Source organism: Stenotrophomonas sp. 8(2023) (assembly GCF_030345295.1).
In the GTDB taxonomy this organism is placed as follows: Bacteria; Pseudomonadota; Gammaproteobacteria; order Xanthomonadales; family Xanthomonadaceae; genus Stenotrophomonas; species Stenotrophomonas muris.
Window position 1 is genome coordinate 478,203 of record NZ_CP128404.1, and the last position, 14,581, is coordinate 492,783.

Here is a 14,581-nt window from a genome sequence, read left to right on the forward strand (position 1 = left end):
TCCAGGCATGGCGTGGATCTACAAGGCGTCACGCCACTGCCAACCCCCGGTGCTCACCTGCAACACCTGCGTCGGTCGCAATGCCTGCAGCAGGTGCCGGTCGTGGCTGACCATCACCAGCGCGCCCGGCCATGCCACCAGCAGTTCTTCCAACGCCTGCAGGGCACCCAGATCCAGCGCATTGCCGGGCTCGTCCAGCAGCAGCATCTGCGGTGCGGGATCGGCATACAGCACGCTGGCCAGCGCGCCTTTCACCCGTTCGCCATCGCTGAGGTGATGGGCTGCATGCTGGATGCGCTGCGCGTCCAGCCCGAGCAGGGCCAGCCGTGTGCGCAGTTCACCGGTATCGGCCGCCGGGTTGGCAGCCTGCACGGTGTCGAGAATGCTGCGTTCGCCGGAGAGCCCCAGCAGCTGCTGGTCGAGCAGCGCCAGTGGTGCATGCCGTTGTACGTTGCCACTGCGTGCAGGCAACTGGCCGGCCAACACGCGCAACAGCGTGGACTTGCCACTGCCGTTGTCACCAACCACGGCGATGCGCTGGCCGCGGCGGATGTCCAGCTGCAACGGCGCGCGGCAGCCATGCGGCAGCACCAGCGACTCGGCCTGCAGCAGGCGTGCGCTGCCGCGTTCCCCCTCACCGGCAAACAGTGCGAGCTCCGGTGTGGCGTGAACCGCCGAGGCCGCAGCGCGCAGCTGGTCTGCGCTGGCCTGCAGGCGCTCGGCCTGTACCTGCTGTGCGCGGCCGTGGCTGGCCTCTGCACGTTGTTTCTGTCGGCCGAGCAGGATCGGCGCCTGGTTGGCCTGCTTTGCATCGCGATTGCCACGTGCCTGGCGTTGCTGCTGGCGTTCGTGCTGTTCGCGCGCACTGCGCTGCTGCTGCCGGTGCTGGGCGCGGGCGTGGTCGAGCTGTGCCGCGGCCGCTTCGCGTTCGGCGGCACGCGCGTCGGCGTAGTGCTGCCACGGCCCGCCATAGCGACGCAGCCCGCGCGCGTCGAGCTCGACGATCTGCTGCATGTGCGCCAGCAGTTCGCGATCATGGCTGATCACCAGCAGGCCGCCGCGCCACTGCTGCAACCGTTCGTACAACTGCTGGCGATGGCGGGCATCGAGGTGGTTGCTGGGTTCGTCCAGGATCAGCCAATCAGCGCCGCTGGCCCAGGCGCCGGACAGCGCCACCTGCATGGCCTGGCCACCGCTGAGGCGCGCGGCGGGTTGGGCGGGATCGAGGTCGTCGGGCAGCCGTAGCGCCTGCCATTGCTGCTGCAGGCGCTCGCGCAGGTCCCAACGGTCGCCGACGCAGGCGAAGTCGGCCTCGTCCACGCTGCCGGCTTCGATGCGTTGCAGTGCGGCCAGTTCAGCGCCAACGCCGGCCAGTTCACCGACCGTGCCAGCGGGTGGATAGCCGGGCGTCGGCAACAGGAACACGCGGCCGCTGCCGCGTACCTGCCCGTTCTCTGGCTGCACCCGGCCGGCGAGCAGGCGTGCGAGCACGCTCTTGCCAGCGCCATTCGCACCGACCAGGCCGGTGGCGACCGGATCGAAGGAAAACGTCAGATCGGAAAACAGCGGGCGGCCGTCGGCCAGTCGATACGACACGCGATCGAGCGTGAGGGAATGCGGGGTCATGCGACCTCCATGGATGCCGGGTTCTCCCCTGCGCGCAGGGGCGGGAAGAGTCAGGCCGTCTGATCGGAAGACGGCGGCATCAATGGCGCATTGGTCGCGAGCCTCTTGGAGGAATGAGGGGCCAGTATAGCGGGACTGGCTGAATGGCTGCGTGCAGCGGTAGAGCCGAGCCATGCTCGGCTGACCTTAAGCACCACGCATGGCGTGGATCTACGGCACGGTACCCAGGCGGGCGCCGACGAAGTCGATGAACACCCGCAGCTTCGGCAGTACGTGTCGGCCCGAAGGCCACAGCAGGTGGAAGGTGCCGCAGGAGTGCACATGATCCTCCAGCACGGTGACCAGGCGGCCGTCGGCCAGCGCATCGCGCACCGAGTGCACCGGCACGAAGGCCAGGCCGACATCACGCAGTGCCAGCGCCACCCGCGCTTCGATGGTGTTGGCCACCATGTGCACCGGAAGTTCCTGCGGTGCTTCGTCATCGGGCCAGTGGATCGGCCACGGCTCCAGCTTGCCGGTGCTGGGGAAGCGATAGTGCAGCAGCGTGTGCTGCATCAGTTCCGCCGGCGTGCGCGGAACCCCGCGGCGCTGCAGGTAGCCCGGCGAGGCGATTACACGGCGCGGGAACACCCCCAGCCGGCGTGCGTTCATCCGCGAGTCGCTGGGTTCACCGACGCGCAGCACCGCATCGAAGCCTTCCTCGATGACATCGACCAGGCGGTCGCTGAAATCCAGGTCGAGGCGGATGTCCGGATACGCCGCCATGAACTCGGCCATCAACGGCAGGGTGAGATCGCCGACCAGCGGCAGGCTGATGCGCAGCGTGCCGCTGGGCGTGGCGTGCGGTTGTGCCAGCTCGGTGCGTGCGGCATCGCGCTCGTCGAGGATGCGCCGGCAGCGCGCCAGGAACAGCTGGCCCTCGGCGGTGAGCGTGATGCTGCGCGTGCTGCGGTGGAACAGGCGCACGCCCAGTGCATGCTCCAGCCGGGCAACGCACTTGCCGGCGGCAGATGCGGAGATGCCCTGCAGGCGCCCGGTCTCGACGAAGCTGCGCGTGTCGGCGGCGTGCACGAAAGTCTGCAGGTTGGCGAGATTGTCCAGGACTGACATCGGCGTAGGGGCAATGAAAGCGGCAGGGTAGGGGCGGCGTGATCACGGCGGGCGGCGCCGCTACCGCAACACTGTGGTGCAGGGTGGGGGGCGCCTGCTGTTGCGGCCTTGCAGTTCCGGCCATCATGCCGATTGCGGACTCCACGGTCCATGATGCCCGGAGCCGCAACCGGCTTTTTGCACCGCGCCGTGCTGCCTAACGTGGCGGGCCTCTCCCCACGGATCACCGCGATGAATGCCGCTCTTTCCCTCGAACCTGCACCGATGCTGCCTTCGGTGCAGCGGCTGCTGCAGCAGGTCCACCCGACGCGCCTGGTCGGTGCGGTGGTGCTGGTGTGCGAGCACGGCGTGCTGCGCCATGCCAGCGCGACCGGGCAGGCCGATCGCGAGTCGGCCCTGCCGATGCAGCGCGACCAGCTGTTCCGGCTGGCATCGGTCAGCAAGCCGCTGTTGAGCACGGTGATCCTGCGCCTGGTGGCCGAGGGCGTGCTCGACCTCGATGCGCCGGTGCAGCGCTGGCTGCCGGATTTCCGGCCGGCGCTGGCCGATGGCCGCCGGCCGCCGATCAGCCTGCGCCAGCTGCTCAGCCACAGCAGCGGGCTGGGCTACCGTTTCCTGGAAGCCGATGCGCACGGACCGTACGCCCGGGCCGGCGTCAGCGATGGCATGGACGCCAGCCCGGTGTCCCTGGCCGAGAACGTGCGCCGTATCGCACAGGCGCCGCTGCTGTTCGAACCGGGCAGCCAATGGCTGTACTCGTTGGGCGTGGACGTGGCCGGTGCAGTGGCCGAAGCGGCGACCGGTGAAACGCTGCAGGTGCTGTTCCAGCGTTTGCTGGCTGCCCCCCTGGGCCTGCGCGATACCGCGTTCGCCACACGCGATGCCGCACGGCTGGCCACGCCCTATGTGAGCGGCACGCCGCAGCCGCATCGCCTGCAGGAAGGGGAGGTGGTCGCGCCGTTCGAGGGAACGGTGGGCATCGAGTACAGCCTTGCGCGTGCCCTCGATGCCCGCCGTTTCGCTTCGGCCGGCGCCGGCCTGGTGGGTACTGCCGATGACGTGATGTCGGTGCTGGAGGCGCTGCGTGACGTGCAGCGCTCCGGCCTGCTGCCGCCCGCGCTGGCGGCAGAGATGGTCAGCCCGCAGGTGGGCGAATTCGGGCCGCCGGAACCGGCCGGCTGGGGCTTCGGGCTGGGCTTTGCAGTACTGCGCGAGGCCGCTGCCAGCGGCACGCCGCAGCGCGAAGGCACCTGGCGCTGGGGCGGCGCTTATGGGCACAGCTGGTTTGTTGATCCGGCGCGTGGGCTGAGCGTGGTGGCGCTGACCAACACCCTGTACGAAGGCATGGATGGTGCCTTCGTCGATGACCTGCGCGATGCGGTCTATGCGGACCTGGAGGCTGCGCGATGAGCGGCCACGCCATCGATGCGGCCAGCCCGGCCGGTGAGGCCACGCGCTTGCCGTGGGCGGGCCTGCTGGCGCTGGCCGGCGGCGGCTTCATCACCCTGTTGACCGAGACCCTGCCGGCCGGCGTGCTGCGACCGATGGGCGACAGCCTGGGCGTGAGTGATGCGGCGGTGGGCCAGCTGGTGAGCGTGTATGCGCTGGGCTCGGTGATGGCGGCACTGCCGATGACAGCGTTGACCCAGCGCCTGCCGCGGCGTCCGCTGTTGCTGGCGGCCATCGCCGGCTTCGTGGTGGTCAACACGTTGACGGCGCTGAGCAGCAGCTATGCGCTGATCCTTGCTGCGCGTTTCCTGGCCGGCGTGAGCGGTGGCCTGCTGTGGTCACTGGTGGCTGGCTATGCCGCACGCATGGTGGTGCCGTCGCTGCAGGGGCGCGCGATCGCGGTGGCGATGGTGGGGTCGCCGTTGGCGCTGTCACTGGGCGTGCCGGCCGGTACGTTGCTGGGCCAGCAGGTCGGCTGGCGCTGGGCGTTCGCGTTGATGAGCGTGCTGGGCGTGGGCCTGCTGGCGTACGCGCGCTGGGCACTGCCGGCGCTGCCTGCGGCCGGTGCCGGTCAACGTGCGTCGCTGGCCAAGGTCTGGCGCATGCCGGGCGTGCGCAGCGCGCTGCTGGTGATGGTGCTGTACGTGCTGGCGCACAACGTGCTCTACACCTACATCGAACCGTTGGCGGTGGAGGCGGGTGCCGGCCCGTGGCTGGACCGGCTGCTGCTCGCCTTCGGCGTGGCGGCGATTGCCGGCATCGGGATTGCTGGTTGGGGCGTGGATCGCCACCTGCGTGCGCTGGTGTGGGCGGCGGTGATCGGCTTCATCGTACCGGTGCTGGCCTTGCTGGTATGGCCCGGCGTGGCCAGCACGCTGCTGCTGGCGACGATCCTGTGGGGCGTGGCGTTCGGCGCGGTGCCGACCCTGTTCCAGACCGCCTTGGCACGACGCGCCGGGGCCGCTGCGGACCTGGCGCAGTCGATGCTGGTGACCGGCTGGAACCTGGCCATTGCGGCCGGCGGCGTGGCGGGCGGCGTGCTGCTGCAGGCCAGCGGCCCGAGCCAGCTGGGATGGTTGCCGCTGCTGTTGCTGGCGGTGACCGTCGCGTGGTTGCTGGCACGGCCGAAGGCGTGGGCGTAAGCGCCGATCAATGCTGGCGCGGTGCCGGCCAGCGGCCGGCACTACCGTGGGCCGCGCCATCCACGCATGGCGTGGATCTACCGAGTGCAGCGACCCGCGTTTGCTTTCTTCTGTTGATTCCGTGGTAGGGCCGCCGCCGGACCCTGTCAGAGACCGTCCCGGCCAACGCCGGGATAGCTGTACGCGACCCACCACCAGGGGCTCTGCCGTTGGCCGTCCTACTCGATCCCTTCACGCTCGATCGGCACGCTGCGCGGGTTCTGCATGTGCTCGCGTGCAGCGCCGTACTGCTGCTGCCGCTTGTGGTGGAAGGCGACGAACTCATCACGCGGCAGCGGCCGCGAGAACAGCCAGCCCTGGCCGAATTCCACATGCCGGCTGTGCAGGTAGGCCAGCTGCGCTTCGGTTTCCACGCCCTCGGCCACCACCCACAGGCCCAGCTCCTTGGCCATGTCGATGATGTGCGGCGTGACCGGGCTGGTGGCGCTTTCGGTGCCGATCGCATCGATGAACGACTTGTCGATCTTCAGCGCATCCAGTGGCAGCTGCTGCAGGTACTGCAGGCTGGAGAAGCCGACGCCGAAATCGTCGATCGCCACGCTGTGGCCGGCGCGGCGGGCGGCGGCAAGCATGGTGCGCGCGCGGTCCAGGTCGAGGAAGCCACGTTCGGTGGCCTCCATCCAGATCTGCTGCGGCAGGATGCCGCTGCCGGCCATGTGCCGGGAAATCATCTTCAGGGCGCGGCCGCTGCTGATGTCTTCGGCGGCGAGGTTGATCGCGATGTGCGCGCTGCGGTCGGCCACCAGCAGCTCGCGCATGTCGCGCACCACGTTCTCGATCACCAGGTCGGTGACGTCGGCGATCATGCCGGCCTCTTCGGCCAGCGGAATGAACAGGTCCGGCCGCACCTGGGTGCCATCCGGGCGTTGCCAGCGCACCAGCGCCTCGGCACCGACGCAGATGCCGGTGTCCAGTTCGATGATCGGCTGGTAATGCAGGTACAGCTCGCGGCGGCGGATGGCGGTGGCCAGCTCACCGCGCAGCGACAGGCGGCGCCGCGACAGCCAGATCACCAGGCCGGCCCCGGCGGCGGCCAGCAGCAGGCCGACCGGCACGTACAGCCATGCCTGCTGGCGGAAGGCGGCGGCCAGCGCGGTGCGCGGCGTGGTGGCGATGGCCAGCCATTCCTCGTTGCGCGCGGTGGCGAACAGCGTGGCGTGATCCAGGCCTTCGCCGGGGTCGCGCAGCAGTGCCTGCAGCAGGTCCGGATCCAGGCCGGGCTGTTTGGCCAGCAGGCGTCCATCGGGGCTGGCCAGCGCCAGCCGCACGTTCGGGTCGGCAATGACATCGACGAAGCGGCGCGGGTCCACCAGTGCGTCGTAGGACCCATACAGGACCGCCAGCACCTGGCGGCGGCCGCTGATTTCCGGGCGCACATCCACTGCAATGCCTGCGCCATCGCTGGTGACGTGGTCCGGCGTGGGTTGATCCACATCGGACAGGAACGGACCCCACGAGGTGCAGCGCAGCTTGCCGCCTTCGAAGTAGCCCATCTGGTCGATCGATGGGGTGGTCATCACCAGGGTCTGCATGCGCCGGATGTGTTCGGGGCTGCAGGGTATGTAGGCGCCGGCCTCGGCCGATTTCAGTGCCGCCAGCGCTTCCTGGTAGGACAGGTCGGAGCGGCGCAGGGTGCGATCGGCGATGTCGCGCAGGCGCTGCTGTTCGACGCTGATCGCGCGGTCCCAGGTGGCGTAGGCCATGACCGCGATCGGCAGCGCAGCGGCCAGCAGGGCCAGGGCGGTGCCGCCGATGATGACGCGCAGCCGGCTCATGGCCGGGGCTCCAGCGGGGCGGGCGGGGCAGGGCGCATGGTGGGCCGGTCCTTGGGCAGGTGCGGCTATCTGAGCATGGCGCCGGGCCGGGCGGAATGGGATCAATACGGTATTCGGTCACATTGTGGTGAAAGCGGCCCGCTTTGACGCAATAGGTCCGTCTGGCGCTGGCGCTCGGCGCCGCGGAGGACTACCGTCGAATGCTTCGCCCGCCCCTTTTGCCCGCGCCCATGACCGAGCCCGCAACGCCCCCCGAGCACCTGCGCCGCAGCCTGTCCAACCGCCACCTGCAACTGATCGCCATCGGCGGTGCCATCGGCACCGGCCTGTTCATGGGATCGGGCAAGACCATCAGCCTGGCCGGCCCCTCCATCGTCTTCGTCTACCTGATCATCGGCGCGATGCTGTTCTTCGTGATGCGCGCGATGGGCGAACTGCTGCTGTCCAACCTGCAGTACAAATCCTTCATCGATTTCTCCACCGACCTGCTCGGCCCGTGGGCCGGGTTCTTCTGTGGATGGACCTACTGGTTCTGCTGGATCGTCACCGCCATCGCCGATGTGATCGCCATTGCCGCCTACGCGCAGTTCTGGTTCCCCGGGCTTGAAGCCTGGAAACCGGCGCTGGCCTGCGTGATGCTGCTGCTGGCATTGAACCTGGTGACGGTGAAGCTGTTCGGCGAAATGGAATTCTGGTTCGCGCTGATCAAGATCGTGGCGATCTGCGCGCTGATCATCACTGGCGCCGGGCTGGTGGCGTGGGGCTTCACCTCACCCAGCGGCCACACCGCGTCGCTGTCGAACCTGTGGAATGACGGTGGCATGTTCCCGATGGGGCTGGTCGGCTTCTTCGCCGGCTTCCAGATTGCGGTGTTCGCCTTCGTCGGCATCGAGCTGGTCGGCACCACCGCCGCCGAAACCGCCGAGCCCGAGCGCAACCTGCCCAAGGCGATCAACTCGATCCCGGTGCGCATCATCATCTTCTACGTGCTGGCGCTGATCGCGATCATGGCGGTCACCCCGTGGCGCCAGGTGGTGCCGGACAAGAGCCCGTTCGTGCAGCTGTTCGTGCTGGCCGGCATTCCCGCCGCCGCCAGCCTGATCAACTTCGTGGTGCTGACTTCGGCCACGTCCTCGGCCAACAGCGGCATCTTCTCCACCAGCCGCATGCTGTACGGCCTGGCCGAAGAGGGCCACGCTCCGCGCGGGCTGTCGAAACTGTCGCGCGCCGCAGTGCCGGCCCGTGGCCTGCTGTTCTCGTGCCTGTGCCTGCTGGGCGGCACGCTGCTGATCTACCTGATTCCCAACCTGGTGACCGCCTTCACCCTGGTGACGACACTGGCGACGGTGCTGTTCATCTTCGTCTGGTCGCTGATCCTGGTGGCCTACATGGCCTATCGCCGTCGCTATCCGGAGCGCCATGCTGCATCGATCTTCAAGATGCCCGGCGGCGTCGCGATGTGCTGGGCCTGCCTGGTGTTCTTCGCCGCCGTGCTGGTGCTGCTGAGCCTGCAGGGCGACACCCGCCAGGCGCTGATCGCCAGCCCGGCGTGGTTCGTGCTGCTGGGCGTGGGCTATTGGGTGCGTCGGAAGACCGCGAAGTGATCCGAAGTGGGGTCAGATCCCGTTGCCCAGCAACGGGATCTGACCCCGGCAGGAAAACGGCTGTTGCTGTTGAGGTTGCCGGCCAGCGGCCGGCACTACCACGGGTGCAGGACGCCGCCCTGCCGGCCCCCATTCACCCAACATTAGCGGGCACGGCCGGATCATCCGGCCGCCATGTCCCCTCGCCCCCTCCTGCTCGCGCTGTTGCTGCTGCCCAGCCTGTGGCCCGGGCTGGCCGCCGCGCGCACCGTCTACCGCTGCGTGCAGGGCAACACCGTCAGCCTGGCCACCGCGCCGGAGCCGGGATCGCGGTGCACGCCGAAGGAGATCGACGACAACGCCGTCCAGACCCCGAACCTGTGGGGCAACATGGGCGTGTTCAGCGGCGTGCTGTACGAGCGCGAACAGGACGGGGCGCTGGTCTACTCCACGCGCAACCTGCCCGGCTCGCGGGTGTTCCTGAAGTTCACCGTGGCCACGCCGCCAGGCGAGCCGGCGCACGAAGGCCTGGGCAAGGTCGGCAAGCCGCAGCTGGCGCAGCACGCCAGGCAGTTCAAGGCCGCGTCCAGGGCCACCGGCGTCGATGATGCCTGGCTGCGTGCCATCGCCCACGCCGAAAGCAATTTCGACGCGCTGGCGGTATCCAGCAAGGGCGCACAGGGCGTGATGCAGCTGATGCCCGAAACCGCGCAGGAATACGGGGTGAGCGATCCGTTCTCGCCGCAGCAGTCGATCGAGGGTGGCGCGCGCTACATGCGCGCGCTGCTGCGCCGCTACAACGGCGACCGCCCGTTGGCGGCGGCCGCCTACAACGCGGGCATCGGTGCGGTCACCCGCTACAAGGGCGTGCCGCCCTACGCCGAAACCCTGGCCTACGTGGACAAGGTAATGGCGCTGTACGCACGCTACCGCGAAGCGATGGGCATCCGCACCGAAGTGCCGGCGCGCTAGCGGACGGTGCCGCCTGCACGTGGCGTTGTAGAGCAGAGCCGATGCTCGGCTGCGCCAATTGCAGCCGAGCATCGGCTCGGCTCTACACAAAAGCTGCTCAGCGCGAGGTGGAGCTGCTGACCAGGTCGTAGCGTTCAATGCGGCCGACGCGGGCGACCTCGGCCTGCACGTCGGCACGCTGCTTGAGTGCACGCCACGCGGCATCGATGCGCACATCGCCCGGCAATGACGGATAGGTGCGCATGTCCTGCAGGCTGGCCAGGGTTTCACCGCGTTCGATGGGCGAGCGCAGCTGTTCGATCAGCACGGCGGCGGCACCGTCCAGGTTGCCTTCCTCCAGCAGCATTTCGCGATGGAACAGGCGGGCATCCTCGCGCTGGGCCAGGATCACCGTGCGCGCCGCTTCGCGCGCTTTGGCATCACCACGCTCGCGGGCGGCGGCGAACTGCAGCAGCGCCTGCGCGGCCTTGCCGTAGCCGGCGAGGCCCGGCATGTCATTCACTGCCTGCGCAGCGTCCTGCATGCGCCCCAGCGAACTGAAGACGAAGCCGACATTCATCTGGTGCTCGACACCATCCGGGCCGAGTGCGCCGATGCGTTGGGCCTGTTGCGCCGTGGCCAGTGCCTCATCGGTGCGGCCCAGCCGGCGCAGTGCGGTGAGCCGGCTGTTGAGCAGCCAGGCCACCCATTCCGCTTCGGCGGCGGCAGGTGATTCGCCGTTGCTCGCGGCACCGGCCATGCCCTCGGTCAACGACAGCACTTCCTCGTTGCGGTCCAGCATGAGCAGGGTGGTGCTGAACTCGGCCATGCGCGCGTCCAGTGCACGGTCGAGCAGGCCGGAGACGCGCAGTTCATCGAGGTGGCGCTGCGCCGCCTGCACCGGATCGAAACGCGCATCGCCGCGATCGACATAACGGTCGAAGCGCTTGTCGCTGCGCAGGCGGATGATCTCGGCCGGGCTGTCGATGCGGGCCAGCGTGGCTGGAATGCCGTCGCCACGGCCATTGTCGGCCTGCAGCGTGGCCAGCGTCAGCCACAGCCCGGTGGGTTCCAGGCCGGCACTTTTCCAGCCGTTGTCAAACAGCGCCTGCAGCAGGTCCATGCGCTTCATCGGCTGGTCACGCAGGCGGTACTGCAGGTAGTTGATGGCGTGGTGATCGACCGGCAGCGGCGCGTCGGCATGCTGCAGTGCCTTCACCAGGAAGGTGGTGGCTGCGGCCGGCTGGTTGTCCGACAGTTCCACCGACACCTGGGTAAGCAGGATCTGTGCATCCTCCGGCAGGGCCTCCTGCGCCCGCTGCAGGTAGCGGCGGGCCAGGGCCGGCTTCTTCTGCATCAGTGCGGTCCAGCCAGCGACCTGCGAGGCGCGGCCACGATGCTCGGCATCGAAGTCGTCCAGCAGGGGATCCTCCATCAGCCGTTCCATGCTGATCAGCGCGCCCAGCGTGTTGCCACTGCGTGACTGCTGGATGGCCTCATCCCAGCGCGTGGCATAGGCCTGATGCATCGCATCGGCGGTGATTGACGGCTTCTGCGGCGCCACCGTGATCGAAGCAGTGGCGGATGTGCTGGCCAATGCGGCCAGCAGCAGGGCGGTGAGCGGGAGAACGCGGGGCATGGAGAATCTCCATCCGTGGGAACCGCATTGAACCTGCTGCAGCCAGCGAGGACAAGCACGACGAAGCGAATTCTGGCGTTCAGCCGCACAATCGGCCGTGGCGGATCGCACGCGCAGCGTCTATTGTCGGTGCCTCTTCAGACAGCAGGCAGGCAGCGCAGCACGATGGCACGGTGGCAATGGATGGCGGCAGGCGTAGCGTTGGCGACGGTAGTGGCATTGGCTGCGACCTGGTGGGAGACACCGCTGCATACGCTGGCTGAACCGGCGGGTCCGGCTCCGACGCCGTTGGCGTGGACCGCGCAGATCGAACCGCTGGCCGGCGATGGCCACCCGGGTGACCGTGATGGCGCGTCCGCGCAGGCACGCTTCGCCGATCCGTACGCGTTGCTGCGCAGTGCCGATGGCAGCGTCTATTTCACCGATGCCGGCGACAACAACCGGATCCGTCGCCGCCTTCCCGATGGCCGCGTTGAAACGGTGGCCGGGCAGGGCGAGGGACGTGTCGATGGCCCTGCACTGCAGGCCAGTTTCAACACGCCTTCGGGCATTGCCGCCGACGCGCAGGGCAACCTGTATGTGGCCGACACCGGCAACCATGCGATCCGCCGCATCAGCACCGATGGCCAGGTGACCACGCTGGCCGGTGGCGAACAGGGCCACGCCGACGGCCCTGCCGCGCAGGCCCGCTTCGATGCGCCGATGGGCATCGCCGTGGATGCGCAGGGCCAGGTTTACGTGGCCGATACGTTCAACGATCGCATCCGGGTGATCGGTACGGATGGCAGCGTGCGCACCCTGGCCGGTGGTGATCGGCCGGGCCTTGCCGATGGCGTGGGCGCTGCTGCGCGCTTCGATACGCCGGTGGCGCTGGCCTTCGACGCGCAGGGCGCGTTGCTGGTGGCCGACCTGTTCAACAACGCCGTGCGCCGGGTGGGTGCCGATGGTACGGTCAGCACCGTGGTCGCCGCCGGTGGCGTGATCAATGGGCCGCTGTCGTTGGCCACCACCCATGACGGCGTGCTGTACGTGGGTGATCTCGATGGCCGCATCGTGCAGGTGACGCCGCAGGGCCATCAGATCGCGCTGGTCGGCAATGGCCGCCTGCCGCGCCTGGCCCGCCCCAGCGGATTGGCGCTGGATGCCGATGGCAGCGTGCTGGTGGCCGACGCCGCCAGCTACCGCCTGCATCGCCTGCGCCCGCTGCCGGTGGGCGACCTGCCGGCACCGGCACTGGTCGGGCCGGCTGCCGATGCCGCGCTGCCGAAGACCGGGGGCCGTTGGCCGCTGGCACCGCAGGACGGCTGGCACGAAGTGGTCGGCACCCTGGGCGAGGTGCGCGGCAACTTCACCGGTGAGAGCCGCCACCACCTGCATGGCGGCTTCGACGTGCGCGGTGATGTGGGCCAGACCGTGCTGGCGATCGCCGAAGGCAAGATCAGCAGCCCGGTGGCCGCCTGGAACCTGGGTGAGCAGGCCGAGGGCCTGGTCGTGGATCGCCTCAAGTACATCCACATGCGGGTCGGCCGCACCCCGCGCGACGAACCCTACGATGCGCGCTGGCAGGCGCTGTACGACGAGCAGGGCAGGCTGGAGCGGATGCGCGTGCGCCGCGGCATGCGCATCCACGTCGGTGACCGCCTGGGCAGCATCAACAACCAGGCGCACGTGCACCTGGCGGTGGGTACCGGCGGCTTCGAGACCAACGCGGTGGCGCTGGGCTTCCAGGGCTACGCCGACCACTTCGCGCCGCGCATCACCGATGTGGCCCTGCTGGACGACAACGACCAGCCGATGGCCGCCGGCAGCGATGGCGTGGTGATGGTGGCGCGCCAGGGCCGCGGCGTGCAGATCGTGGTCGAGGCCTGGGACCAGGTCGACAACAACCTGCCGCGCCGCCGCCTGGGCATGTACCAGGTCGGTTACCAGATCCTCGATGCCGCTGGGCAGCCGCTGCAGGGTTACGAGCAGCCGCGCTGGAACATCGTGTTCAACCGCATGCCGCCGCAGAAGGAAGCTGTGCGCGTGGCCTACGCACCGGACAGCGGCATCACCGTGCATGGCAGCGCGGTCACCCGTTTCCGCTACCTGGCCACCAACACCGTGCGCGACGGCCTGATGGAAACCGGGCGCTGGCAGCCGGCGGCGCTGCCGCCGGGCGAGTACATCGTGCGCGCCAGCGTGCGCGACTACAGCGGCAACGAAGGCGTCGGCCCGCGCGAGATCAGGGTACGGCTGCTGCCATAGCCGCAGCCGGGGCGCCGCAACGTTCGCGCTCGGCGTCCATGTCTTCCAGCGGCCGCACTTCGATGCTGCCGAAGCGCGCCCACGGGAAGTCGCGGGCGATGCGCATGGCTTCGTCGCGGTCGCGGGCGACGATCAGGTTGAAGCCGGCCAGCAGTTCGCGGGTTTCGGCGAACGGGCCATCGAGAACACGGCTGTTGCCATCACGCACGCGCAGGGTCTGTGCAGTGTCGACCGGCTGCAGTTTCTGCGCGGCCAGCAGCGTGCCTTCGGCCTGCAGCTTGTCGGCGTGGGCCAGGCAGTCGCGCATCAGCGCGTTGAATTCTTCGATGGGCAGGGCCTGCAGCAGGGCAGGCTCGATATAGATCAGAAGCAGGTACTGCTGCATGGGACGGTCCTGGCGGGGGCGGGTGCCCATGATGGCGCAGGATGGCGCGTGGGCATGTTGCAGCGCAGAAGCGCGCCTTCGGCGGGGACGGCGAACGGCGGAGCCCCTCCGTGGTGGCGCTACAACGTGATGCTTGGGCTTGGCCGGGTGGGTAGGCGGGTCGGGGGACGCCGTAAACCCATCCATGGGGGCTTGGCCGCGGCATCCATGCCGCGGACACCCCCGCCCCGCCTACCCACCCGGCCCTGGACAGTTTCCTGCGGCGTCCACCCCGGAAAATCACAAACAAGAGCAAAAGCGGGTCGCTTCGCTCGCAAAGCTGAGCCCGCCAGCCAACCGCCGTTGCTGTTGCTTTTGCTGTTGCTTTTGCCTTTTCTCTTGATTTTCCCGTGGTGGGGCAGCCGCAGAGATCTGTCTGGGGCCGGGCGGGTGGGGTTGGCGGGGTATCCGCGGCATGGATGCCGCGGCTAAGCCCCCACGGATGGGTTCACGGCGTCCCCGCCAACCCCACCCGCCCGGCCCACTCCCAGAAAACCAGCTTTCAGCGACCAACCCAAACCCACCACGGAGGGGCTCCGCCGTTCGCCGACCTCCGCCGAAGGCGCGCTTTCCAC

General features: G+C 68.9%; 10 protein-coding genes. 5 read left to right on the forward strand and 5 right to left on the reverse strand.

The genetic code is table 11. The annotated features are described in order from the left end of the window. Positions 1 to 18: 18 nt before the first annotated feature. Complete coding sequence (locus QP609_RS02220) at positions 19 to 1,626, reverse strand: ATP-binding cassette domain-containing protein (protein WP_197621778.1); 1,608 nt, start codon at positions 1,624 to 1,626, stop codon at positions 19 to 21. A gap of 210 nt (positions 1,627 to 1,836) precedes the next feature. Then, positions 1,837 to 2,736: a LysR family transcriptional regulator gene (locus QP609_RS02225; RefSeq protein ID WP_014645763.1), complete on the reverse strand. Its 900-nt coding sequence runs from the start codon at positions 2,734 to 2,736 to the stop codon at positions 1,837 to 1,839. Between the two features lie 231 nt (positions 2,737 to 2,967). Here QP609_RS02225 and QP609_RS02230 point away from each other — a divergent pair, with 231 nt between their 5' ends. Together QP609_RS02230 and QP609_RS02235 are read left to right on the forward strand one after the other, a co-directional pair. Beyond that, the gene (locus QP609_RS02230) at positions 2,968 to 4,146 is read left to right on the forward strand and encodes a serine hydrolase domain-containing protein (protein WP_014645764.1); all 1,179 of its coding nucleotides are present in this window, start codon (positions 2,968 to 2,970) and stop codon (positions 4,144 to 4,146) included. Continuing rightward, entirely contained in the window at positions 4,143 to 5,327 is a 1,185-nt protein-coding gene (locus QP609_RS02235) for an MFS transporter (RefSeq protein ID WP_197621777.1), read from the forward strand. The genes QP609_RS02230 and QP609_RS02235 overlap by 4 nt, the downstream gene beginning before the upstream one ends. A gap of 218 nt (positions 5,328 to 5,545) precedes the next feature. Here the strand turns inward: QP609_RS02235 and QP609_RS02240 are convergent, their stop codons facing one another. Then, on the reverse strand, positions 5,546 to 7,162 hold the full coding sequence (locus tag QP609_RS02240) for an EAL domain-containing protein (RefSeq protein WP_197621776.1): 1,617 nt from the start codon (positions 7,160 to 7,162) through the stop codon (positions 5,546 to 5,548). Positions 7,163 to 7,392: 230 nt separating this feature from the next. Here QP609_RS02240 and cycA point away from each other — a divergent pair, with 230 nt between their 5' ends. Beyond that, positions 7,393 to 8,766, forward strand: a complete 1,374-nt coding sequence (gene cycA, locus QP609_RS02245) for a D-serine/D-alanine/glycine transporter (protein WP_197621775.1) — start codon at positions 7,393 to 7,395, stop codon at positions 8,764 to 8,766. A gap of 174 nt (positions 8,767 to 8,940) precedes the next feature. After that, positions 8,941 to 9,717, forward strand: a complete 777-nt coding sequence (locus QP609_RS02250) for a lytic transglycosylase domain-containing protein (protein ID WP_289213853.1) — start codon at positions 8,941 to 8,943, stop codon at positions 9,715 to 9,717. 97 nt (positions 9,718 to 9,814) lie between these two features. Here the strand turns inward: QP609_RS02250 and QP609_RS02255 are convergent, their stop codons facing one another. Further along, complete coding sequence (locus QP609_RS02255; RefSeq protein ID WP_289213854.1) at positions 9,815 to 11,335, reverse strand: hypothetical protein; 1,521 nt, start codon at positions 11,333 to 11,335, stop codon at positions 9,815 to 9,817. A 165-nt stretch (positions 11,336 to 11,500) separates the two neighbouring features. Between QP609_RS02255 and QP609_RS02260 the strand changes: the two genes are divergently transcribed. Continuing rightward, on the forward strand, positions 11,501 to 13,582 hold the full coding sequence (locus QP609_RS02260; RefSeq protein WP_041863031.1) for an NHL repeat-containing protein: 2,082 nt from the start codon (positions 11,501 to 11,503) through the stop codon (positions 13,580 to 13,582). Here QP609_RS02260 and QP609_RS02265 read toward each other — a convergent pair. Further along, entirely contained in the window at positions 13,560 to 13,967 is a 408-nt protein-coding gene (locus tag QP609_RS02265) for a YciI family protein (RefSeq protein ID WP_012479004.1), read from the reverse strand. The two genes, QP609_RS02260 and QP609_RS02265, sit on opposite strands and share 23 nt — an antisense overlap. Between the last annotated feature and the right edge of the window lie 614 nt (positions 13,968 to 14,581).

Coding starts and splice junctions, on each gene's coding strand:
- QP609_RS02220 (WP_197621778.1), bottom strand. CDS start 1,626: ATGACCCCGCATTCCCTCACGCTCGATCGCGTGTCGTATCGACTGGCC.
- QP609_RS02225 (WP_014645763.1), bottom strand. CDS start 2,736: ATGTCAGTCCTGGACAATCTCGCCAACCTGCAGACTTTCGTGCACGCC.
- QP609_RS02230 (WP_014645764.1), top strand. CDS start 2,968: ATGAATGCCGCTCTTTCCCTCGAACCTGCACCGATGCTGCCTTCGGTG.
- QP609_RS02235 (WP_197621777.1), top strand. CDS start 4,143: ATGAGCGGCCACGCCATCGATGCGGCCAGCCCGGCCGGTGAGGCCACG.
- QP609_RS02240 (WP_197621776.1), bottom strand. CDS start 7,162: ATGAGCCGGCTGCGCGTCATCATCGGCGGCACCGCCCTGGCCCTGCTG.
- cycA (WP_197621775.1), top strand. CDS start 7,393: ATGACCGAGCCCGCAACGCCCCCCGAGCACCTGCGCCGCAGCCTGTCC.
- QP609_RS02250 (WP_289213853.1), top strand. CDS start 8,941: ATGTCCCCTCGCCCCCTCCTGCTCGCGCTGTTGCTGCTGCCCAGCCTG.
- QP609_RS02255 (WP_289213854.1), bottom strand. CDS start 11,335: ATGCCCCGCGTTCTCCCGCTCACCGCCCTGCTGCTGGCCGCATTGGCC.
- QP609_RS02260 (WP_041863031.1), top strand. CDS start 11,501: ATGGCACGGTGGCAATGGATGGCGGCAGGCGTAGCGTTGGCGACGGTA.
- QP609_RS02265 (WP_012479004.1), bottom strand. CDS start 13,967: ATGCAGCAGTACCTGCTTCTGATCTATATCGAGCCTGCCCTGCTGCAG.